The organism is Streptomyces sp. OfavH-34-F, from assembly GCF_022347745.1.
Classification (GTDB): Bacteria; Actinomycetota; Actinomycetes; order Streptomycetales; family Streptomycetaceae; genus Streptomyces.
Genome location: NZ_JAKRGC010000086.1, coordinates 1 through 22,147 on the forward strand (window position 1 = coordinate 1; position 22,147 = coordinate 22,147).

Genomic DNA, 22,147 nt, shown 5'->3' on the forward strand with positions numbered 1-22,147 from the left:
GGAGGCCGCCGCCGGCGACCTCGCCCGGCTGCTCACCCGCGAGCAGGGCAAACCGCTGGCCGAGTCGTACGCCGAGACCGCCCGCACGGCGGCCCGGCTCCGGTACTTCGTCGGACTGGCCCCCAGGACGCGGCGGATCGACGACGGCCGGCCGGTGCGCAGCGAGGTCCGCTGGCGCTCCCTCGGGCCCGTGGCCGCGATCGTGCCCTGGAACTTCCCGCTGCAACTGGCGGCGGCGAAGTTCGCGCCCGCGCTCGCGGCGGGCAACACGATGGTCCTCAAGCCCTCCCCGTACACCCCGCTCGCCACCCGGCTGCTGGGGTCCGTGCTGGCCGGGGTGCTGCCCGAGGGGGTGCTGACGGTCGTCACCGGGCGCGAGCCGCTCGGCGCGCGCCTGGCCGCCCATCCGGGCATCCGGCACGTCACCTTCACCGGTTCGGTGGCGACCGGGCGGGCGGTCGCCGCGCAGGCGGCGGCGTCCCTGGCGCGGGTGACGCTGGAGCTGGGCGGCAACGACGCGGCCGTGCTCCTCGACGACGTCGATGTGGAAGGCGTCGCGGACCGGCTGTTCTGGGCGGCCTTCCGCAACTGCGGGCAAGTGTGCATGGCGGTGAAGCGGGTGTACGTGCCCGCCCGGCTGCACACGGAGGTGGTGGAGGCGCTCGCCGCGCGGGCGAAGGCCGTCCCGGTCGGCAGCGGCCTGGACCCGGAGACCCGGCTGGGTCCGGTCAGCAACGCCGCGCAGCTGGACCGCGTCGCGGCGCTGACCGCCCGGGCCCTCGCGGACGGCGCGCGCGCCGCGGCCGGCGGCCACCGGCTCGACGGGCCGGGGTACTTCTTCGCACCCACCGTCCTCACCGACGTGCCGCCCGGCAGTGCGGTGGTGACGCGGGAACAGTTCGGACCGGTCCTGCCGGTGCTGCCGTACGGGCACCTCGACGAGGCGATCACCGCGGCCAACGGCACCGGCTTCGGGCTCGGCGGCTCCGTCTGGGGCACCGATCCGGACCGGGCCGAGGAGGTGGCCGGCCGGCTGGAGTGCGGCACGGCCTGGATCAACCACCACGCCGAACTGTCCCTGGCCCAGCCCTTCGCCGGGATCAAGGAGAGCGGGGTCGGCGTGGCGGGCGGTCCGTGGGGGCTGTACGGCAACCTGCGCCCGTTCGTCGTCCACCGCCCGGAGGACGCATGACGCCCACCCGGTTCCGGGCGGCGGTGCTGCGCGGGTACGGCGAACCGTTCACGGTCGAGGACGTCGTGCTGGACGGCGCGCTCGCCCCCGGTGAGCTGCTGGTCGAGATCGCGGGGTGCGGGATGTGCCGGACCGACCTGGCGGTCCGGCGGTCCGGGGGCCGCAGCCCGCTGCCCGCCGTCCTCGGCCACGAGGGGTCCGGGGTCGTCGTGCGGACGGGCGGCGGCGGGTCGGAGCCGGGCGTCGGGGACCACGTCGTCCTCAGCTTCGACTCGTGCGGGCAGTGCGCCAACTGCCGGGGCGCGGCCCCCGCCTACTGCGACTCCTTCGCCTCCCTCAACCTCTTCGGGGGCCGGGCCGGGGAGCCGCCCCGGCTCACCGACGCGGACGGCAAGGCGCTCGCCCCCCGCTGGTTCGGCCAGTCCTCGTTCGGCGCGTACGCGCTGGTGTCCGCCCGCAACGCCGTCCGCGTCGATCCCGCGCTGCCCGTCGAGCTGCTGGGGCCGCTCGGCTGCGGGTTCCTCACCGGGGCCGGGGCCGTGCTGAACACCTTCCGCGCCGGACCCGGCGACACGCTGGTGGTGCTGGGCGCGGGGGCGGTGGGGCTGGCCGCGGTCATGGCGGCGGGGGCAGCCGGGGCGGTGTGCGTCGCGGTGGACCGGCACGCCGAACGGCTGGCCCTCGCCGAGCGGTTCGGCGCCCTCCCGCTGGCCGCGGGGCAGGCCGGGCTGCCGGAGCGCATCCGCCGGCTGACCGGCGGCGGCGCGCGGTACGCGCTCGACACGACGGCGTCCCCGCGCCTCATCAACGACGCCCTCCTCGCGCTGCGGCCCACCGGCACGCTGGGCCTGGTGGCCCGCCTCCACACCCCGCTCCCGCTGGAGCCGGGCACCCTGGACCGGGGCCGCGCCGTCCGCCACATCTGCGAGGGCGACGCCGTACCGGGCCTGCTCATTCCCGTCCTGACGGAGTTGTGGCGGGCCGGCCGGTTCCCCTTCGACCGGCTGATCCGCACCTATCCCCTGTCCGCCGTCAACGAGGCCGAACGCGACTGCGAGGCGGGCCGGGTCGTCAAACCCGTCCTGCTCCCGGAAGGAAGGACCCCATGAACGAGGCACTCGGCACCATCGCGGCGATCCCGGACGCGGCGGGCGTGGACGGGGGCGTGGGCCTGACCGCCCTGCTGGTCGCCGCCGCCCGGTCGATCGAGACCCACCGCCGCGACAGCCTGGCCCGGGACCTGTACGCCGAGCACTTCGTGCGGGCGGCACCGGCGTGCGCGGGATGGCCGGTGCGCATCGAGCAGGTCGCGGACGGGGAAGCCGACCCGTTGTGGGGGCGGTTCGCCCGGTACTTCGGGCTGCGCACGCGGGTGCTGGACGACTTCGTCGTACGGTCGGTGCTCGCGGGCGCCCGGCAGGTGGTGCTCCTGGGCGCCGGTCTCGACACGCGGGCGTTCCGGCTGGACTGGCCGTCCGGCTGCGTGTTCTACGAGATCGACCGGGCGGGGGTGCTGGCGTTCAAGCACCGGGTGCTTGCGGAGGCGGCGGCCGTCCCGAAGGCGACGCGGGTGCCGGTCGCCGTCGATCTGCGCGACGACTGGGCGACCGCGCTGACCGGTGCCGGGTTCGACGCCGCCGCGCCGAGCGTCTGGCTCGCGGAGGGCCTGCTCTTCTACCTGCCGGCCGCCGCCGAGACGTACCTGATGGACACCGTGGACCTGCTGGCCGCCGGGGGCAGTGCGCTGGCCTTCGAGGCGAAGCTGGAGGCGGACCTCATGGCGTACCGCGACAGCGCGACCTACACGGCGACACGGGAGCGCATCGGGATCGACCTGCTCGACCTCTTCGACCGGGGCCCGCGGCCCGACTCGGCGGGCGCTCTCGCCGCCAGGGGCTGGTCGGCCTCCACGCACACCCCGTTCGAGTTCACCCGCCGGCACGGGCGGGGCCCGCTGCCGGAGCCGAACGACGCGCTGGAGGGCAACCGGTGGGTGTTCGCCCACCGCCGGCGACGGAGCGGATCGTGAGCGGCGGCCCCGGGCGCGGAGGAGGCGGCCCGCCCCCTCTCCGCTACCGCACGGCCTCGAAGCGGTCGAGGTGGTCCTCCGTGAGGCGGACGTCGCGGGCCGCCAGGGCCTCCTCGGCATGGACCACCCGGCTCACGCCGACGATCGGGGAGATGCCCTGCTGGAGCAGCCAGGCGAGGACGACCTGGTTCTTCGTCGCGGAGACCTCCTTGGCGACCTCGTCCAGGACCGTCAGCACCCGGGCGGTGCCGGGGTGGTCGTAGGTGTCGGGGAACTGCTTGTCCGGGCGGGTGTAGGCGCCCCACACCAGCGAGCTGTACGCCCACACGGCCAGCCCCTCGGCGCGGGCCAGGTCCAGGTCCTCCGGCGTGAGCAGGCGGTGGCCGCCCTCGGGCAGGGGGGTGAACGGGCGGGGGTGGACGAGGGAATGGCGCAACTGGAGGGCGGTCCAGGGCTCGACGCCCTGCTGCCGGGCCAGCGAGCGGGCGCGCTCGACGCGCCAGGCGGTGTGGTTCGCCGCGCCGACCCGCAGCGCGGTCCCCCGGGCGACCAGCTCGCCGAAGGCGCCGACCGTCTCCTCCAGCGGGACGGTGCGGTCCTCGGCGTGCGCCCAGAGCAGGTCCACGTGGTCGGTGCCGAGGCGTTCCAGGCTCTCCGCCATGCCCGCGTGGACGGCCCGGGCCGACAGCCCTTCGGCGCTCTGCGGCCAGGAGTGCGGGACCAGCGGGTTCTGCCGGACCTTCGTCGCGATGCGCACGGACGCGCGGGCTCCGGGGCGGGCCCGGAGCCAGGCGCCGATCACCCGCTCGCTGGCGCCGCCGAGACCGCTCGGGTCGGCCCAGAAGGAGTAGCAGTTGGCGGTGTCGAGCCAGGCGCCGCCACCGTCGACGAAGGAGTCGAGGATCGCGAAGGAGGTGGCGGCATCGACCTGGGTGCCGAAGGCCATGGTACCGAGGACGATCTGCGGGTTCGTGTGGTTCGCGCTGTTCATGTCCCTCATGCTCCGCGTTGAAGCGCGCTCGAAGTCAAGTGCCGTGATTCCGGGGTCCGTCGGAGGGCTCACACGTGGGCGGATCGCCGCGCGCCGGGCCGTCGCGCGCCTATGATCCGAAGCGGCGGCGGGCCGGGCCCGGCCGGCGTCCGGGCAGGTGTCCCGCACGCTCTCTACCCCGAGGAGTTGTGGTGGCGGATCTCGCCGACGCGGTGGAATCGATGGAGCAACTCGCGGTGGGCTGGCGGACCTTGGTGCTCGACCGGGACGCCGGTGCGGACGTGCGCGACCTGCCGGGGATCGCCGTGCGCTGGGCCGACTGCGCCTTCCCGTTCTGGAACTGCGTCACGCTCACCGAGCCCGGCGCCGGCGCGGCCCTCGCGGCGGAACGCCTCGGCCAGGCGGCGGACATCATGCGGGCGAAGACGCGGCCGGGCTTCCTGTGGGTCTTCGACGACCTCCTGACGGAGGAGGCCCGCGCCACGCTGGACGCGGCGGCCGGGCGGGCCGGACTGGTCCACGCCTTCCCCGGCACCGGCATGGCCGGCGACCTGCTCCCCCTGCCCGAACCGTCGCACTCCGAGCTGGAGTTCGTACGCGTCACCGACGACGACCGGCTCCTCGCGTACGCGGACCTCAACTCCCGCGCCTACAGCTTCCCACTGGAGGCGGGCCGCGACGGCCTGGCCGGCTCCGCGCTGTGGAAGAACGGGGTGCACGCCTACCTCGGACTGCGGGAGGGCGAGCCGGTGACCTGTGCCGCCACCGTCGAGACGGCGGGCCGTCTCTTCGTCGTGCTCGTCGCCACCGATCCGCGCTGGGAGCGCCGGGGGTACGGGGAGGCCGTGACGCGCAAGGCGCTGTACGAGGGCGGCCGGGCCACCGGGCTGACCCGGGCCACGCTGCACGCGACGGCGGCGGGCGCGCCGGTCTATCCCCGGATCGGTTTCGTGCCGAACACGGCCATGCGCTTCTACGCGCTGCGCGCGTGATCCCGGCGCACCGCCCGGGTGCGGCCGGCCGGGCAGCGTGAACGGGTCCGGTCCCCGGCGGTGTCGCGCCGGGGACCGGACCCGTGCGGGTCTCGCGGATCAGGAGGCGATGAACCGGGCGATGTCGCCGAGGACGCTCGTGTCCGCCAGGAACCCGATGTGGTTCTGGCAGAGCACGCTGTGGTTCGTGGCGCCGCTCAGCCGGGTGCTGGTGTACGGGAGGATGACGCCGTCGCACGCCGAGTACCAGGTGGCGTACCGGGTGTCGCCGGGCGTCTCGTCACCCGCGGTGATCTGGGCGATGAACGAGGAGCCGGGGTACATCTGCCGGCAGGTGGTGTAGATCAGGCAGGCGCCCGCGGCCGTGGTGCCGTGGTTGGCGCCCGCGATGGAGGCGAGGTGGCTGACGCTGGTGTGGCCGCCCAGCACCTTCAGGTAGTACTGGCTGACCAGGCCGCCCATGGAGTGGTTGACGAGGGCGACCTTGCTCGCTCCGGTGCGGGACTTCACGCCGTTGACGAACGCGGCCAGGCCCTGGGCGTTGGTGACGTTGTCGCCGTAGGAGTTGTACTCGTACGCGAAGAGGTTGGAGCTGGACCAGCCGTTGAGGCGGAAGACGCTCATGGCGGTGACCCAGTTGGAGGCGCTGCCGGTGTAGCCGTGGACGAAGACGACCGGGGTGCTGGTCGACAGCGGCTGGACGGCGGCCGCGCGGACCGGGGCCGGGGCTTCGGCGGCACCGGCCGTCGCGGCCGGGGCGAAGAGGGTGAACGCGGCGGCGACGGTGGCGAGGACGCCGAGGAGGCGGCGCGGTGAACGACGACGCATGGGGCACTCCTGGAGGGACGCGGGGTTGTGGTTGCCTGCCCGCACAAGGTCCCAGGTGTGACGCGTCCACGACATCGGTGAATTCACCGGTCTTCGCCTGCGAGCCGGAGCCGGCCGGGCCCGGCCCCTCCCGCACGGGCGGCCCGCTCAGTCCTTGCTCGCCGGCTGCCAGGAAAGGCCCCAGTCGTAGGCCAGGTCCACGGCCTGCTGCTTGAGGATGCCGGGCGGCAGGAGGATGTACCGCGCCTCCCGGCGGACGATGAGTTCGCCGCCGACGTTCTCGATGAGCGCGATCGCCGCCACCGGCGAGGGGACCGTGCACTCGTCGAGCAGCACCTCGATCGGGGGTCCGGCGGGCGGGTACAGCGTGGCCACGCCGTGCAGCCCGGCGAAGCTGGAGGCGCCGGAGTAGATCGCCACGAAGACCAGGAGGCGCTTGATCTCGGCGGCGTGGTCGAGGTTGATCGTGAGGTTCTCGCCGGACTCGCTGCCGCCGGTCCGGTCGTCCTGGTCGAGCTGGACGTAGGGCGGCTGGTGGAACGAACCGAACTGGTTGTTGATGGGGTGGACGATCCCGCTCGCCCCGTTCCGCAGTTCCCACAGGCAGGACAGGTCCAGGTCGACGTCCTCCAGGCGTACGGCGTCGCGGCCCTTGTTCATCCAGCCGCGCGGGGGCGTGCGGGCGCTCCAGGAGAGGTTCACGCGCATCGCGCCGGAGGTCGCCCCCTGCTTGGTGAGGGAGACCGAGGGCGCCGCCTTGGTGAGCGTGATCTTCGACAGCCGCACGGGCGGCGCGGCGGGAGCGGGCGGGACGACGGGCGCGGGCGCGGCGGGTTCGTCCACCGTGATGCCGAAGTCGGTGGCGAGGCCGGCCAGCCCGGCGGCGTACCCCTGGCCCACGGCCCGGAACTTCCAGGCGCCGTTGCGCCGGTACAGCTCGCCGAGCACGAACGCCGTCTCCGTCGTGGCGTCCACCGGGTCGAACCGGGCCTTCTCGGCGCCGGTCGCCGCGTCCAGCACCCGGATGTACAGGCCGGCGACGCGGCCGAAGGTGCCGTCGGTGGAGGCCGCGAGGACCACGGTCGCGATGTCGGGCTCGACGGCGGAGAGGGTCACCCGGACCGTTTCGACCACGCCGGTGCCGTCCTGGCGCCGGCCCTCGTGGCGGACGGCGCCGCGCGGGTGGACGGGCTGGTTGTAGAAGACGAAGTCGTCGTCCGAGCGGACCCGGCCGCCCGCCGTCAGCAGCAGCGCCGAGGCGTCCACGTCGGGTGCCCCGGGGCCGGTGCGCCAGCCCAGTTCCACCCGCACGTCCGCGCTCGCGACCGGTGTGTTGGCGCCCTTGCTCAACGACATGTGACTCCCCCTCAGCGGCCGGACCGATGCTGGCAGCGTACGGAAGACCGGGCCACCGCCGCCCCCGAAGCGGTGAATTGGGGCCGCACGGGGCCGCACCGCGCGGGACCGCCCCCGGCGGCTGCCGGGGGCGGTCCCTGTGAGCGGCGCGGATCAGCGGACTTCGAGGGTCCGCTGCTCCTTCAGCGACGCGCAGTTGGAGTTCTCCACGGAGGCGTACACATTGCCGATGTGGCCGCCCCAGCTGACGCAGTGGCCCTTGCCGTAGGCGTAGACCGGGCCGGCGTAGGAGGTGTAGGTCCCGTCGTCCGACGTGGACTCGCCGGTGTCGGGGACGTAGAGGTAGGCGGACATGCTCTTCGCTGTGCCCGGCGTGGAGCGGATGGTGACGACGCAGTTCTTTCCGTTCGAGGCGTTGTAGGTCAGGTAGACCGTGCCGAGGTTGCCCACGGCGGTCGAGTTCACGGTCTTGTAGGACGCGCCGCAGACCCCTTGCGGGGTGACGTTCGGCGCGGCGGAGGCCGTCGTGCCGAAGGCGGCCGTCGCGCCCACCAGCAGCGTGGTCAGCGCTCCGGCGGTGGCGACAGTACGGATCTTTCGCATATTTCCCCCTTGCGGTTCGGGGAGCCTTTTGCTCCCACTTGATAGGACATCCGGAGGGCGCGGATGGTTGTAGCCCGATCGCGTGAAATCGGTGGATGTGTGATCGATTACGACAGGGCGGTCTCCCCGGGGTCCGGGAGGAAGCCCGTGACCTGGAAGTACGTCAGATAGCGGGTCAGGACGTCGTCGGTGAGCGGCGGTCGGCGCACTCCGGCCGCCGCCGCGGCGGCGGCCGTGCGCCCGGAGTCGAAGCGGCGGTGGTCCGTCTCGTCCTCGCCGGCCCCTCCGTCGTCGCCGAGGAAGAGCTGCGCGGCGTTGTCCGGCTGCTCGGCGACGCGGGCCCGCCACTCCTCGCGGGTCACCGGCCGCAGCGCGTACCCGAGGCGGGTCGCCGCCTCGAACACGCGGCCCAGGGACGGGGGCTCCGGATCGGTGTAGTGGTATGTCTGCCCGGCGGGCCGGTCGGCGGTGGAGAGGGCGGTGACGGCGGCGCTGACGTAGTCCACGGGCACCCAGTCGGTCGTCCCGTGCGCGATGTCCGGCACGGCTCCGGCCTGGAGGCAGCCCTTGATGAGCTGCCACAGCAGGTCGCGGTCCTGGCAGGCACCGGTCGCGGTGTCCCCGCTGATGCGGCCGGGGCGGTGCACGGTCACCGGCAGGCCGCGCTCGCCGGCCAGGCCGACCAGCTGTTCGGCCACCCACTTGGTCCGGGAGTAGCCGTCGGGCAGTTCCTCCACCGGGCCCGTCGGGGAGGACTCGGTGAGCAGTTCGCCGCCCTTGCCCCGCGACGGGGCGTACACGCTGGTGGTGGAGACGTAGTGCAGGCCGGGCGAGCCGGAGTCCGCGAGCAGGCGCAGCAGCTCCTCGGTGCCGGCGACGTTGGGCGCGCGCAGATCCCCGTACGGGGCGGCGAAGTTGACCCGGGCCCCGTTGTGCAGGACGGGGCCGAGGCGGCGGGCGAGGGCGGCGCGCTCGTCCGCCGCGAGGCCGAGGCCGGGAGCGGCGAGGTCCCCGGGGACGGGGCGGATCAGGTCCGCGTACCGGGGGCGCCAGAGGCCGTAGTGCTCCAGGTTCGCCCGGATGCGCTGGGCCGCGCTGTCGGGGCTCGCGGCGCGGACCAGGCAGTCGACCGGGCCGTCCGTGGCCTCGATGAGGTCCCGCAGGAGGAAGGCGCCGAGGAAGCCGGAGGCGCCGGTGAGCAGGGGCCGGGCGGAGGGGCGGGCGGGGCGGCGCGCCGGGTCGGTCCCGGGCTCCGTGCGCCGGTGCGCGGCGGTGACGGCGGGGTCGAGGCGGACCTCGGCGGCGAAGTCCGGGGCGGCCGCCTCCTCGTGCTCCTCCTCCCCCGGGCCCCTGCCGAGCAGGCGGTCCACGCCCTCGACGGTGGGTGTGGCGAACAGGGCGCGCAGGGAGGGGCGCAGGCCGCAGCGCTCCCCGATGCGGCGGGCCAGGGTCACGGCGAGCAGGGAGTGGCCGCCCCGGGCGAAGAAGTCGTCGGTGACGCCGACCTCGGGGACGCCGAGGGTCTGGGCGAACACCTCGCACAGGGCGCGCTCGCGGGCGGTGCGCGGGGCCCGTCCGCGGCCCGTCGCCCGGTGGTCGGGGGCGGGCAGGGCGCGCCGGTCGGTCTTGCCGTTGGGCGTCAGCGGCAGGGCGTCCAGCCGGACGTGGGCGCCGGGCACCATGTACTCGGGCAGGGTGGCGGTGAGGTGGGCGCGCAGTTCGGCCCAGCCCGGGTCGGCGGCGCCCTCGGCCGTGACGGTGTAGGCGACCAGGCGTCGGTCGCCGGGGCGGTCCTCGCGCACGGTGACGCAGGCGGCGGCGACGGCGGGGTGCGCGGTGAGCGCGGCCTCGATCTCGCCGAGTTCGATGCGGAAGCCGCGGAGCTTGACCTGGTCGTCGGCGCGGGAGACGAAGAGGAGGCGTCCGTCCGGCGTCCGGCGGACCAGGTCCCCGGTGCGGTACATGCGCCCGCCGGCGGGGCCGAACGGGTCGGCGACGAACCGGGAGGCGGTGAGGTCCGCCCGGCCGAGGTAGCCGCGGGCGACGCCTTCGCCGGAGACGTACAGCTCGCCGGTGACGCCCGGTGGCACGGGCTCCAGCCACCGGTCGAGGACGTGGACGCGGGTGCCGTCCACGGGGTCGCCGATCGGGACGGTGCGGTCGGGGGCGAGCGGGCCCCGGGCGTGCTGGGGGGTGCTCATGGTGGCGCAGACGGTGGTCTCGGTGGGTCCGTAGGCGTTGACGACGACGCGGTCGTGGGCCCAGGTGTGCACGAGAGCGGGCGGGAGGACCTCGCCGGCCAGGGCCAGGGTGAGGCCGGTGGGCAGGGAGTCCGGGGGCATCACGGCGAGGGCGGCGGGCGGCATGGTGAGGTGGGTGACGCCGCGGTCGCGGACGAGTGCGGCCAGGGCGGGGCCGGGCAGCAGGGCGTCGCGGGTGTCGATCTCCAGGCAGGCGCCGGTGAGCAGGCCCATGCACAGCTCCCAGAACGCGGCGTCGAAGCTGACGGACGCCATGTGCAGCACCCGGCTGCCCGGTCCGACGCCCAGCCGTTCGCTCTGGGTCCTCGCCATCGCGCGGACACCCCGGTGGGTGACGACGACGCCCTTGGGGCGGCCGGTGGAGCCGGAGGTGTAGATGACGTAGGCGGGGTGGGCCGGGTGGAGGCGGGGGCGGACGGGCGCGGCGGGCGCGCCGGTGGCGCCGGGCCCGTCGGTGTACAGGTGCGGCACCCCGTGCTGAGGGAGGCCGCGGTGGAGTTCCTCGGTGGTGAGGAGGAGCCGGGGGCGGGCGTCCTCGATCATGTAGGAGAGGCGCTGGGCGGGGTAGTCCGGGTCCAGCGGCAGATAGGCGGCGCCGGCCTTGAGGACGGCGAGCAGGGCGACGACGAGCTGGTGGGTGCGGGGCAGTGCGACGGCGACCCGGTCCTCGGGGCCCACGCCCCGGTCGGCGAGACGGCGGGCGAGGGCGTCGGCGCGGGCGTCGAGTTCGGCGTAGGTGAGCGTGGTGGTGGCGTCGCGGACGGCCGGGGCGTCGGGGGTGCGCCGGACCCACTCCGCGAAGAGGGCGGGGACCGTGGTGGGGGGCAGGTCGTCGGCGGGTCCGGTGCCGAGGGCGGCGAGGCGGGCGTGTTCGGCGGGGCTGAGCAGCTCGTAGGTGTGCAGGGGGCGGTCCGGGTCGGTGGTGACGGCGTCGAGCAGCATGACGAGCCGGTCGGCGAGGTGCCGGACGGTTTCCTCGTCGAAGAGTTCGGTGGCGTAGTCGACGGTGGCCCGCATGCCGTCGAGGGCGCCGTCGTCGTCGTAGGTCTCGGTGAAGGCGAAGGACAGGTCGAACTTGCTGACCTCGGCCTCGGCGGGCACCCCGGTGACGGTGAGTCCGGGGAGGTCGAGGGCGGCGGGGCCCTGGTTCTGGAGGACGAGCATGGTCTGGAAGAGCGGGTGGTGGCTCTGGGCGCGGGTGGGGTTGAGGAGTTCGACCAGCCGCTCGAAGGGCACGTCCTGGTGGGCGTAGGCGGCGAGGTCGAATTCCCGGACGCGGCCCAGGAGTTCGCGGAAGGTGGGGTCGCCGGACAGGTCGGTGCGCAGGACGAGGGTGTTGACGAAGAAGCCGACGAGGCCGGTCGCCGCCTCGTCGGTGCGTCCGGCGACGGCCGTGCCCAGCGGGATGTCGTCGCCGGCGCCGTGCCGGGACAGGACGGTGGCCAGGGCGGCCTGGAGGACCATGAAGGCGCTGGAGCCGCAGCCGCGGGCCAGCTCGGTCACCCGGCGGGTGGTGGCCCGGTCGACGGTGAAGCCGAGGGTGGCCCCGGTATGCCGTGAGGTGGCGGGGCGCGGCCGGTCCCAGGGCAGTTCGACGGCCTCGGGGAGCCCGTCCAGGGCGCGTCTCCAGTGGCTGAGCTGCCGGCACACGAGGCTGTCGGGGTCCTGTTCGTCGCCGAGCAGGTCGCGCTGCCACAGGGTGTGGTCGGCGTAGTCGACGGGCAGCGGCGCCCAGGACGGTGCCTCGCCCCGGACGCGGGCCCGGTAGGCGAGGCCCAGGTCGTGTGCGAGGGGGGCGAGCGAGGTGCCGTCGGCGGCGATGTGGTGGACGACGAGCACCAGGACGTGGGCGTCGGGGGCCAGCCGGAGCAGGGTGGCGCGCAGCGGCAGGCTGTGCTCGATGTCGATGGCCTCGGCGGTGGCGGCGGCGACGCGGTCGTGCAGCTTCGCCTCCTCGACGCTCTCCATGGCGAACGGGATCAGGACGTCGTCGGGGGCGGTGATGTGCTGGCGGGGGCCGTTCTCGCCCTCGGGGAAGACGGTGCGCAGGGCGGTGTGCCGGGCGATGAGGTCGGCGACGGCGGTGCACAGGGCGTCGGCGTCGAGGGGGCCGTCGATGCGCGCGGCGAGCGGGATGTTGTAGGTGGCGGACGGCCCGTCGAGGCGGTGCAGGAACCAGAGCCGCTGCTGCGCGTAGGACAGCGGCAGTTCGGCGGGGCGCGGCTGCGGTACGAGCGCGGGGCGGGTGCCGCCCTCGGCGCCCTCGAGGGCGGTGGCGAGCGCGGCGACGGTGGGGTGTTCGAAGAGGGTGCGGATGTCGGTCTCGGTGTGCAGGGCGGTGCGGATGCGGCCGACGAGGCGGGTGGCGAGCAGGGAGTGGCCGCCCAGGGCGAAGAAGCTGTCGTCGGTGCCGACCCGGTCCAGGCCGAGGACGTCGGCGAAGAGTCCGGCGAGGATCTCCTCCATGGCGCTGCGCGGGGCGCGGCCCGCCGCCGTGCGCGGGGCGGTGGGGGCGGGCAGCGCCGCCCGGTCGATCTTGCCGTTGGGGGTGAGCGGGAGGACGTCCAGCGGCTGGATCACGGCGGGCACCATGTAGGCGGGCAGGTGCCGGCCGACGTGTGCGGCGAGCAGTCCGGGGTCGGGGGACTCGCCGGGCGCGAGGACGACGTAGGCGGTGAGGGTGCGGTCGCCGGGCAGGTCCTCGCGGACGAGGACGCAGGCGCCGCGCACCGCGGGGTGGTCGCGCAGAACCGTTTCGATCTCGGCGGGTTCGATGCGGTGGCCGCGCAGTTTGATCTGCTGGTCGGCGCGGGCCACGTAGCGCAGGGTGCCGTCGGCGTCCTGGCGGACCAGGTCGCCGGTGCGGTACATGCGGGCCCCGCCGCCGGTGAAGGGGTCGGCGGTGAAGCGGGTGGCGGTGAGGGCGGCCCGGCCGAGGTAGCCGCGGGCGACGCCGGCGCCCGCGAGGTACAGCTCGCCCTCGGCGCCGGGCGGTACGGGGCTGAGGGCCGCGTCCAGGACGTAGGCGCGCATGCCGTCCAGGGGGTGCCCGATGGGCGGGGCGCCGTCCGGGGCGTGGCCGGGGTGGACGTGGTGGGCGGTGGCGAAGGTGGTGGTCTCGGTGGGTCCGTAGACGTGCAGGACGGTGGTGCCGGGGTGGTCGGCGGCGACGCGCTGCATGACGCCGGGGGCGGCGGCCTCGCCGCCGGCGGCGACGAGTCGGAGCTGCCCGAGGGCGCCGGGGTCGGTCTCGGCCAGGACGTTGAACAGGGCGGTCGTGAGGAACACGGCGGTGACGCCGTGCCGGGTGGCCATGTTCCGCAGGACGTCGGGCTGGAGCGGGCCGTCGGGGGCGACGACGACGCGGCCGCCGCGCAGGAGCGGGGTCCAGATCTCGAAGGTGGAGGCGTCGAAGACGTACGCCGAGTGCAGCAGGACGGCGTCGGCGGCGCCGTCGTCCCAGCCCCGGTGGGCGGCGAGGGCGGCGATGTCGGCGTGGCTGACGCCGACGCCCTTGGGCAGGCCGGTGGAGCCGGAGGTGAACATGACGTACGCAAGCCGGGTGCCGCCGGGCGCGGCGGGCAGCGGGCCCGGTGCGGCGGGGCCCCCGCTCTGGACGCGGCCGGCCCGGTCCACCGTCAGGACGGCCGTGCCGGGGCCGAGCCGGCGGACCCAGGGCAGGTCGGCGGTGGTGTCGTCGACGACCAGGACGCGCAGCGGGACGACCTCGGTGACCCGGTGGAGCCGTTCGGTGGGCCAGCGCGGGTCCAGGGGTACGTAGGCGCCGCCGGCGCGCAGGGCGGCGAGCGAGGCGGTGACGGTGGCGGCGGAGCGGGCGAGGAGGATGCCCACCCCGTCCTCGGCGCCGGTCCCGAGGCCGGTGAGGGCGGCGGCGAGCCGGTCGGCGAGGTCGGTGAGCTGCCGGTACGTCAGCTGCTCGCCGGCCCCGGTGACGGCGACGGCGTCCGGGTGGCGGGCGGCCGCGTCGGCGACAGCCGCGGGGATGCTCACGGCCGCGGTCGCGGCGGGGAGGGCGGCGCCGGTGCCGCGGGCGACGAGTTGTTCGCGTTCGCCTTCGAGGAGGAAGGGCGCGGTGTCGGCGCGCCGGTCGAGGCCCTGGGAGAGGGCCGTCAGCAGCTGCCGCATCCGGGAGACGGTTTCGGCGACGGTCTGGCGGTCGAGGACGGCGGCCCGGTAGCCGAAGGTGATGCGCAGGGTGTCGCCGGGGGCGACGGTGAGGGTGAGCGGGTAGTGGGCGGCGTCGGTGCCGCTGAATCCGGTGACGGCGAGGCCGGGCAGGCCCTGCTGGGCGGTGCGCAGGGCCTCGGCGTCCATCGGGTAGTTCTCGAACACGACGAGGGTGTCGAAGAGGGCGTCGAGTCCGGTGACGCCCCGGATGTCGCTGAGGCCGAGGTGCTGGCTGCCGAGGAGTCGGCCCTGTTCGTCCTGGAGCCGGGTCAGCAGGGCGGCCAGGGTCTCGCCGGGTGCGGGGCGCAGCCGTACGGGCACGGTGTTGATGAACAGGCCGACCATGGACTCGATGCCGGGGATCTCCGGCGGGCGTCCGGAGACGGTGGTGCCGAAGACGACGTCGTCGCGTCCGGTGAGGTGGCCGAGCAGCAGGCCCCAGGCGCCCTGGACGAGGGTGTTCAGGGTGATGCCGTGGGCGCGGGCGGTCTCGCGCAGCCGGGTGGTCGTGGCCTCGTCCAGGTCCAGGACGAGGGTCTCGGGCAGTTCGGCGGGGCCGTCCGGGCCGTCGCGTTCCGCGAGGAGGGTGGGCGTCTCGACGCCGTCGAGCGCGGCGGCCCAGGCGTCGAGGGCGGCGGCACGGTCCTGCTGGGAGAGCCAGACGAGGTAGGCGCGGTACGGGGTGACGCGGGGCAGGGCGGTGTCGTCGCCGCCGGCCGCGTACAGCTCGAACAGTTCCCGTACGAGCAGGGGCAGGGACCAGCCGTCGAACAGGATGTGGTGGCTGGTCATGACCAGGCGGTGCCGGTCCGGCGCGGTGCGCACCAGGGTGAACCGCAGCAGCGGCGGGGTGGCCAGGTCGAAGCGGCGGGTGCGGTCCTCGGCGAGGAAGGCGGTGAGCCGGTCGGGCGCCTCGTCGGTGCCGGTCAGGTCCAGTTCCTCCAGGGGTACGGGGACCTCGGCGGCGACGGCCTGCACGGGTTCGTCCAGGTCCTCGTGGAGGAAGCCGACGCGCAGGTTGGCGTGGCGGCGCAGCAGGCCGGCGACGGCGGCGCGCAGCGTGGCGGCGTCGACGGGGCCTTCGAGGTCGAAGACGAACTGCGCGGTGTAGACGTCCACGGCGTGCGAGTCGTAGAGGGCGTGGAAGTACATCCCGGCCTGAAGCGGCGTCAGCGGGAGTACGTCCTCCAGTTGGAACCCGTTCACTTGCGTCCACCCCACTTGTTCTGCAGTCGGTCGATCTGGGCCTGGTTGAGCGAGACCAGGGGAAGGTCGGACGGCGTGTAGCCGCCTGCTCCGGGTTGTTCGGCGTGTTCGGCGATGGCGCGCAGGGCGCGGGCGAACGCCTCGGCGAGCGCGCCCACGTCCTCCTCCTTCAGCAGGTCGCTGGGCCAGGTCCAGCGGGTGACGAGGCGTGGGCCGTCCGGCAGGTCCTCGGTGTGCGCGTTGATGTCGAGGACGTGGTGCACGGGCATGTCGGGGTCCTGGCTGCGGGGGCCGCCGGCGTCGAGCAGGACCTGCCAGTCCTCGTCGGCCGCCCGGCCGGGGGCGGCGTGGCGGCCCAGGTAGTTGAAGCCGATCTGGGGCGCGGGGGCGGCCAGCCGGGGGGCCGTGGCGGGGTTGAGGTGGCGCAGCATGCCGTGTCCGACGCCGTGGTCGGGGATGGTGCGCAGCTGTTCCTTGACGCGCTTCACTGCGCGTTCAACGAGCGTGGCGTCCAGGCGTGCCGGGTCACGGGCGTCCAGGGGGCCGGGATCGACCCGTACGGGGTAAAGGCTGGTGAACCAGCCGACCGTGCGGGAGAGGTCGATGTGGTCGGCGAGCTGTTCCCGGCCGTGGCTCTCCAGGTCGATCAGGACGGCGGTGTCCGGGCGGGCTCCGGGCCGCCGGTCGCGGCGGGCGTTGACGGCGAGGGCGAGGGCGGTGAGCAGGATGTCGTCGACTCCGGCGTGGAAGGCCCCGGGGACGGTGGTGAGGAGCGGCTTCGCCCAGGTGGCGGGCAGGTGGGTGGTGAGGGTGCGGGTGCCGTCCGCGGTGTCCAGGTAGGGGTCGAGGGGCCGGTAGCCGAGCTGGGGGTCCGGGGTCCGCAGCGCCTCTTCCCACAGGGGCAGTTCGCTCGTGCGGGCGGGGGTCCTGGCCTGTTCGGTGAGGAGCTGGGACCAGCGGCGGTACGAGGTGGTGGCGGCGGGCAGCGCGGGGGCGGCGCCCGCGGTGCCGGTGACGGCCCGCCAGGCGTGGGCGAGGTCGTCGGCGAGGATGCGCCAGGAGACCGCGTCGACGGACAGGTGGTGCACGACCAGGAGGAGTCGTCCGCGTTCCCGTGGTCCCGCGTCGCCCCAGACGGCTTCGAAGACGGCTCCGGCGGTGGGCCGCAGCCTGCGGCGGGCGCGTTCGCCGGCCTCGGTGAGGGCGGTGCGGGCGGCGTCGGCGTCGAGCCCGGCGAGGTCCACGCGGGTGAGGCGGCGTCGGGCGGTGACGGCTCCGGGCGGCAGGGTTTCGAGGACGGGGTCGCCCCCGGGGGTGCGGGTGACGCGCAGCCGGAGCATGGCGTGGTGGTCGGTGACGAGCTGGAGCGCGGCGGCCAGGGTGTCGGCGTCGGCCCCGGCGGGGGTGGTGAGGACGCCGGACTGGTTGTAGCCGTCGCTGCTGCCCGGGCGGGCCAGGAGCCAGGCGGCGATGGGGGTGGGCGCCATGGTGCCGGTCGCATGGCCGGCGGGTTCGGCGGGGGCGTCGCCGATCGGGGCGGCGACGGCCGCGATGGCCTCGGGGGTGCGGTGGACGAAGACGTCGCGGGGGGTGACGGCGAGTCCGGCCTCCCGGACGCGGCTGACGAGCTGGATGGACAGGATGCTGTCGCCGCCGAGCGCGAAGAAGTCGTCGTCGGTGCGGACGGCCGGGACGCGCAGGACCGAGCCGAAGGCGTCGCACAGGACGCGTTCCGGCGCGGTGCGCGGTTCCCGGACCGGGCGGCCGGCCGCGGGCCGGTCCGGTGCGGGGAGGGCGGCGCGGTCGGTCTTGCCGTTCGGCAGCAGCGGCAGCGCGTCCAGGGCCACGAACACGGCGGGCACCATGTACGGCGGCAGCGCCGCGGTGAGCCGGGTGCGCAGTTCGGTGCCGGTGGGGCGGTCGGGGCCGGTGCCCGTGGTGTACGCGACCAGGCGGCGTTCGCCGGGCCGGTCCTCGCGGATGAGGGCGCAGGCGGCGGTGACGCCGGGCAGGGCGGTGAGGGCGGCCTCGATCTCGCCGAGTTCGACCCGGAAGCCGTTGAGCTTGACCTGGTCGTCGGCGCGCGAGACGTAGTGGAGCAGCCCCTCGGCGTCCCGTCTGACGAGGTCTCCGGTGCGGTACATGCGGCTGCCGGCCGGGCCGAAGGGGTCGGCGACGAAGCGGCCGGCGGTCAGGCCGGGCCGGTGGAGGTAGCCGCGGGCGAGGCCGTCCCCGGAGACGTACAGTTCGCCGGTCACGCCGGGCGGGACGGGCCGGAGCGCGGTGTCCAGGACGTGGGCGCGGGTGTTGTCGACGGGGCGGCCCAGCGGTACGCCGCCCTCCCCCGCCGTGTGCCCGGCGGGGACCGGGCGGACGGCGTGGGCGGTGGCGTCGATCGTCGTCTCGGTCGGGCCGTAGAGGTTGTGGACGTCGGCCGTCCAGGCACGGGCGGCCCGTTCCGCCAGGGCGTGGGTCAGGGGCTCGCCGCCGCAGGCGACGGCCCGCAGGGCCCGGGGCGCCTGTTCGGGTGCGGTCTCGGTGAGCAGGAGCGCGAGGTGGGAGGGCACGAACTGGGCGATCGTCACCCCTTCCCGGCTCATCCGGGCCAGTAGTGCGGCCGGGTCGTGGTTGAGGGCGGGTTCCACGGGGCAGGTGGCGCCGCCGTGCAGCAGGGGCAGCCAGGTCTCCCAGACGGAGGCGTCGAAGCTGGGCGAGGTGCGGGCGAGGACCCGGTCGTCGTCGGTGAGGCCGAAATGGTCCGCCATCCAGGCCATGTGGTTGGTGAGGGCGCGGTGGGTGACCACGACGCCCTTGGGGCGGCCGGTGGAGCCGGAGGTGTAGATGACGTACGCGGCGTCGTCCGGGCCGGGCGCGGCGGTGGCGGGCGGTGCGCCGCGTCCGGGGGTGCGGGGGCCCGGGTCGCCGAGGGCGAGGCGGGGCAAGGAGGTGAAGCGGGCCGCGCGCGCCGGGTCGTGGACGAGGAACAGGGCGGGGCGGGCGTCGTCGAGCATGTGGGCGACGCGGGCCTCGGGGTAGTCCAGGTCGACGGGGAGGCAGGCGGCCCCGGCCTTGGCGACGGCGAGCATCGCGACGACCTGGTCGGCGGTGCCCGGGGCGGCGAGGGCGACGAGGTCGCCGCGGCCGATGCCGCGGTCGTGCAGTGTGTGGGCCAGGTCGTCGGAGAGGGCGTCCAGTTCGGCGAAGGTGAGCTGCCGCGTACCGGCCCGGACGGCGGTCCGGTCGGGGGTCCTGGCGGCCTGGGCGCGGAACGCCTCGGGCGCCGTCGGCGCGGGCACCGGCCGGACGGTGCCCCGCGCGGCCTGTTCCAGCGCGGCGCGCTCGGCGTCGTCCAGGAGCGGCACGCCGCGCACGGGTGCGTCGGGGTCGGCGGCGAGGGTGGCGAGCAGCCGGGTGAGCCGGGCGGCCAGGGCGTGGGCGGTGGCGGGGTCGAAGAGGTCGGTGGAGAACTCCAGGACGCCGTCCAGGCCCCGGGGCAGGCCGGTGTCGTCGCGGGTCTCGGTGAACGTGAAGGTGAGGTCGAACTTGCTGATGCCGGTGTGGACGGGCTGTCCGGTCACGGTGAGACCGTCCAGGCCGAGCGTGGCGCCGGCCTGATTCTGGAGGACGAGCATGGTCTGGAAGAGCGGGTGGTGGTCCTGGGCCCTGGCCGGGCTGAGGGCGTCCACCAGCCGTTCGAACGGCAGGTCCTGGTGGGCGTAGGCGGCCAGGTCGAAGGCCCGCACCCGGTCGAGGACCTGGCCGAAGGTGGGGTCGCCGGTGAGGTCGGTGCGCAGGACGAGGGTGTTGACGAAGAAGCCCACCAGGTCGTCCAGGGCTTCGTCGGTGCGGCCGGCGACGGCGGTGCCGAGGGGGATGTCGTCGCCGGCGCCGTGCCGGGAGAGCAGGACCGCGAGGGCGGCCTGGAGGACCATGAACAGGCTGCATCCCCGGTCGCGGGCCAGGTCCGCGAGCAGGCGGTGGGTGTCCGCGTCCACAGGGAAGGCGAGGGCGTCGCCCCGGTAGGTCAGGGCGGCGGGGCGCGGCCGGTCGGTGGGCAGGGCGAGCAGGCCGGGGGCACCGGCCAGCGCGGTGCGCCAGAAGTCGAGCTGGCGGGCGGCGCGGCTGCCGGGGTCGTTCTCGTCGCCGAGGAGGGCGCGCTGCCACAGGGTGTAGTCGGCGTACTGGACGCGCGGTGCGGGCCGGTCGGGGGCCTCGCCCCGGCTGCGGCGGCGGTAGGCGTCGCCGAGGTCGCGGGCGAGCGGGGCGAGGGACCAGCCGTCGCCCGCGATGTGGTGGACGAGGAGCACCAGGACGTGGGACTCGGCGCCGAGCCGGAGCAGCCGGGCCCGTACGGGGAGGTCGGTGGTGACGTCGAAGGTGTGCGCGACCTCGGCGGCCAGCGCCTCGTCCAGCTGGCCGGGTTCGGTGTCCCGGGGGGTCAGGTCGAGGTCGGCGCGGTCGGCGCCGAGGATCTGCTGGCGCGGCACGCCGCCGGTGTCGGGGAAGACGGTGCGCAGGCTCTCGTGGCGTGCGACGACGTCGGCGAGGGCCTGTGCCAGGGCCGGGATGTCGAGCGGGCCGTCCAGGCGGACGACCAGCGGCACGTTGTAGGTGGCGCTGGGGCCCTCGAACCGGTTGAGGAACCACAGGCGCTGCTGGGCGAAGGACAGCGGCAGCGGGTCGGGCCGGTGCGCGGCGCGCTCCAGCGGGAGGGCGGCGGTTTCGGCGCCGTCCAGCGAGGCGGCGAGGGCGGCGGGTGTGGGGTGTTCGAAGACCGCCTTGACCTGGACCTCGACGGCGAGCGCGGTGCGGATGCGGGCGACCAGGCGGGTGGCGAGCAGGGAGTGGCCGCCGAGGGCGAAGAAGTCGTCGTCGGGGCCCACGGCCGGCAGGCCGAGCACGTCGGCGACGAGCCCGCACAGGATCTCCTCGCGTGCGGTGCGGGCGGCGCGCCCGCGCGGCGCGGGGTCCTGCCGCGGGGCGGGCAGGGCGCGGCGGTCGACCTTGCCGTTGACGGTCAGCGGCAGCGCGTCGATCAGCACGAACGCGGAGGGGACCATGTAGGCGGGCAGGGAGCGGGCCACGGCCTCGGCGAGGTCGGCGGGGTCCGGGCGGGCGGCCCCGGCGGGCACCACGTAGGCGACGAGCCGCCGGTCCCCGGGTATGTCCTCGCGTACGGCGGTGAAGGAGTCGGCGACGCCGTCGCAGCAGGCGAGGACGGACTCGATCTCGCCGGGCTCGATGCGGTAGCCGCGCAGTTTCACCTGGCCGTCGGCGCGGGAGACGTAGGCGATGTGCCCGTCGGGGGTCCACTTCACGAGGTCGCCGGTGCGGTACATGCGGCTGCCGTCCGGGCCGAACGGGTCGGCGACGAACCGGGTGGCGGTGAGGGCGGGCAGTCCGGTGTAGCCGCGGGCGACGCCGCGTCCCGCGAGGTACAGCTCGCCGGTGACGCCGGCGGGGACGGGGTTCAGCGAGGCGTCCAGGACGTACAGCCGCATGCCGTCCAGGGGGCGGCCGATGGGCGGCGGGCCTGCGGGCAGGTCGGCGGCGACGTCGTGGCGGGTGGCGAAGGTGGTGGTCTCGGTGGGGCCGTACACGTGCAGGACGCGCGCGCCGGGCGCGGCGCCCGCGACGCGCTGCATGGCGTCCGGTGAGGCGAGTTCGCCGCCGGCGCAGACGAGGCGCAGGCCGGTGAAGGCGCCGGGGTCGGTGTCCGCGATGACGTTGAGCAGGGCGGTCGTCAGGAACACGGCGGTGACGCCCTGTTCGCGGACCGCGTCGCGCAGGGTGCGGGCCTCCAGGACGCCCTCCGGTGCGACGACGACCTTCCCGCCGCGCAGGAGCGGCGTCCAGATCTCGTACGTGGAGGCGTCGAAGACGTACGCGGAGTGCATCAGGACGGCGTCGGTCGCGCCGTCGTCCCAGGCGGAGTCGGCGGTCAGCGCGGCCACGTCGGCGTGGCTGACGCCGACGCCCTTGGGCAGGCCGGTGGAGCCGGAGGTGAACATGACGTACGCGAGGGCCTCGGGGCCCGGTACCGGGGTGGGCGTGCCCGGTGCCGGGGGCGCGCCGCGCAGGACGCGCCCGGTCCGGTCCACGACCAGGACCGGGAGGCGGTGGGCGGCGTCGGTCACCCAGGCGGAGGCGGCGGCCGCCTCGTCGACGACGAGGACCCGCACCCGCGCGACGGCGGCGACCTGTTCGAGCCGTTCCCCGGGCCAGCGGGCGTCCATCGGTACGTAGGCGGCGCCGGCCCGGACCGCGGCGAGGGAGGCGGAGACGACGGCCGGTGACCGGGAGAGCAGGACGCCGACGCCGGTCTCCGGGCGCGCCCCGGCGCCGGCGAGGGCGGCGGCGAGCGTGGCGGACAGGGCGTCGAGTTCCGCGTAGCTGAGGGTGGTTCCGTCGCCGGAGACGGCCGGGGCGTCGGGGGTGCGGCGGGCCTGCGCGGCGAAAAGGGCGGGCAGGGTGGGGTCCGGGGCGGGGGGGGGGAGGGCG

Annotated in this window: 10 protein-coding genes; 4 read left to right on the forward strand and 6 right to left on the reverse strand. The window is 75.4% G+C overall.

From position 1 onward, the window contains the following. The 3 genes from MHW47_RS15485 to MHW47_RS15495 all read left to right on the forward strand — a co-directional run. On the forward strand, window positions 1–1,192 hold a 1,192-nt coding region (locus MHW47_RS15485), incomplete at its 5' end, for an aldehyde dehydrogenase family protein (RefSeq protein WP_239223750.1). Then, window positions 1,189–2,301 (forward strand): NAD(P)-dependent alcohol dehydrogenase, encoded by a 1,113-nt coding sequence (locus MHW47_RS15490; RefSeq protein WP_239223751.1) that lies wholly within the window; start codon window positions 1,189–1,191, stop codon window positions 2,299–2,301. The genes MHW47_RS15485 and MHW47_RS15490, both read left to right, overlap by 4 nt. Next, window positions 2,298–3,221, forward strand: coding sequence for a class I SAM-dependent methyltransferase (locus MHW47_RS15495; protein WP_239223752.1), 924 nt, complete (start codon window positions 2,298–2,300; stop codon window positions 3,219–3,221). Before MHW47_RS15490 ends, MHW47_RS15495 begins: the two co-directional genes overlap by 4 nt. Window positions 3,222–3,264: 43 nt before the next feature. Here MHW47_RS15495 and MHW47_RS15500 read toward each other — a convergent pair whose 3' ends face one another. After that, a complete protein-coding gene (locus MHW47_RS15500; protein ID WP_239223754.1) occupies window positions 3,265–4,212 on the reverse strand; it encodes an aldo/keto reductase in 948 nt (315 codons plus the stop codon). Between the two features lie 191 nt (window positions 4,213–4,403). Here MHW47_RS15500 and MHW47_RS15505 point away from each other — a divergent pair, with 191 nt between their 5' ends. Then, window positions 4,404–5,204, forward strand: a complete 801-nt coding sequence (locus MHW47_RS15505) for a GNAT family N-acetyltransferase (protein ID WP_239223756.1) — start codon at window positions 4,404–4,406, stop codon at window positions 5,202–5,204. Window positions 5,205–5,303: 99 nt separating this feature from the next. On the opposite strand, the gene MHW47_RS15510 is transcribed toward MHW47_RS15505, so the two are convergent. The 5 genes from MHW47_RS15510 to MHW47_RS15530 all read right to left on the reverse strand — a co-directional run. After that, complete coding sequence (locus MHW47_RS15510) at window positions 5,304–6,032, reverse strand: triacylglycerol lipase (RefSeq protein ID WP_239223758.1); 729 nt, start codon at window positions 6,030–6,032, stop codon at window positions 5,304–5,306. A gap of 147 nt (window positions 6,033–6,179) precedes the next feature. Then, window positions 6,180–7,388, reverse strand: coding sequence for a TerD family protein (locus MHW47_RS15515; RefSeq protein WP_239223760.1), 1,209 nt, complete (start codon window positions 7,386–7,388; stop codon window positions 6,180–6,182). Between the two features lie 153 nt (window positions 7,389–7,541). Beyond that, window positions 7,542–7,991, reverse strand: coding sequence for a spore-associated protein (locus MHW47_RS15520; RefSeq protein WP_239223762.1), 450 nt, complete (start codon window positions 7,989–7,991; stop codon window positions 7,542–7,544). Window positions 7,992–8,098: 107 nt separating this feature from the next. Continuing rightward, complete coding sequence (locus MHW47_RS15525) at window positions 8,099–15,646, reverse strand: non-ribosomal peptide synthetase (RefSeq protein ID WP_239223764.1); 7,548 nt, start codon at window positions 15,644–15,646, stop codon at window positions 8,099–8,101. Continuing rightward, on the reverse strand, window positions 15,643–22,147 hold a 6,505-nt coding region (locus MHW47_RS15530; protein WP_239223765.1), incomplete at its 5' end, for a non-ribosomal peptide synthetase. The genes MHW47_RS15525 and MHW47_RS15530, both read right to left, overlap by 4 nt.

Excerpts from the sequence above, each read along its gene's own strand:
- MHW47_RS15515 (WP_239223760.1), bottom strand. The coding sequence starts at position 7,388 with ATGTCGTTGAGCAAGGGCGCCAACACACCGGTCGCGAGCGCGGACGTG.
- MHW47_RS15510 (WP_239223758.1), bottom strand. The coding sequence starts at position 6,032 with ATGCGTCGTCGTTCACCGCGCCGCCTCCTCGGCGTCCTCGCCACCGTC.
- MHW47_RS15520 (WP_239223762.1), bottom strand. The coding sequence starts at position 7,991 with ATGCGAAAGATCCGTACTGTCGCCACCGCCGGAGCGCTGACCACGCTG.
- MHW47_RS15495 (WP_239223752.1), top strand. The coding sequence starts at position 2,298 with ATGAACGAGGCACTCGGCACCATCGCGGCGATCCCGGACGCGGCGGGC.
- MHW47_RS15490 (WP_239223751.1), top strand. The coding sequence starts at position 1,189 with ATGACGCCCACCCGGTTCCGGGCGGCGGTGCTGCGCGGGTACGGCGAA.
- MHW47_RS15500 (WP_239223754.1), bottom strand. The coding sequence starts at position 4,212 with ATGAACAGCGCGAACCACACGAACCCGCAGATCGTCCTCGGTACCATG.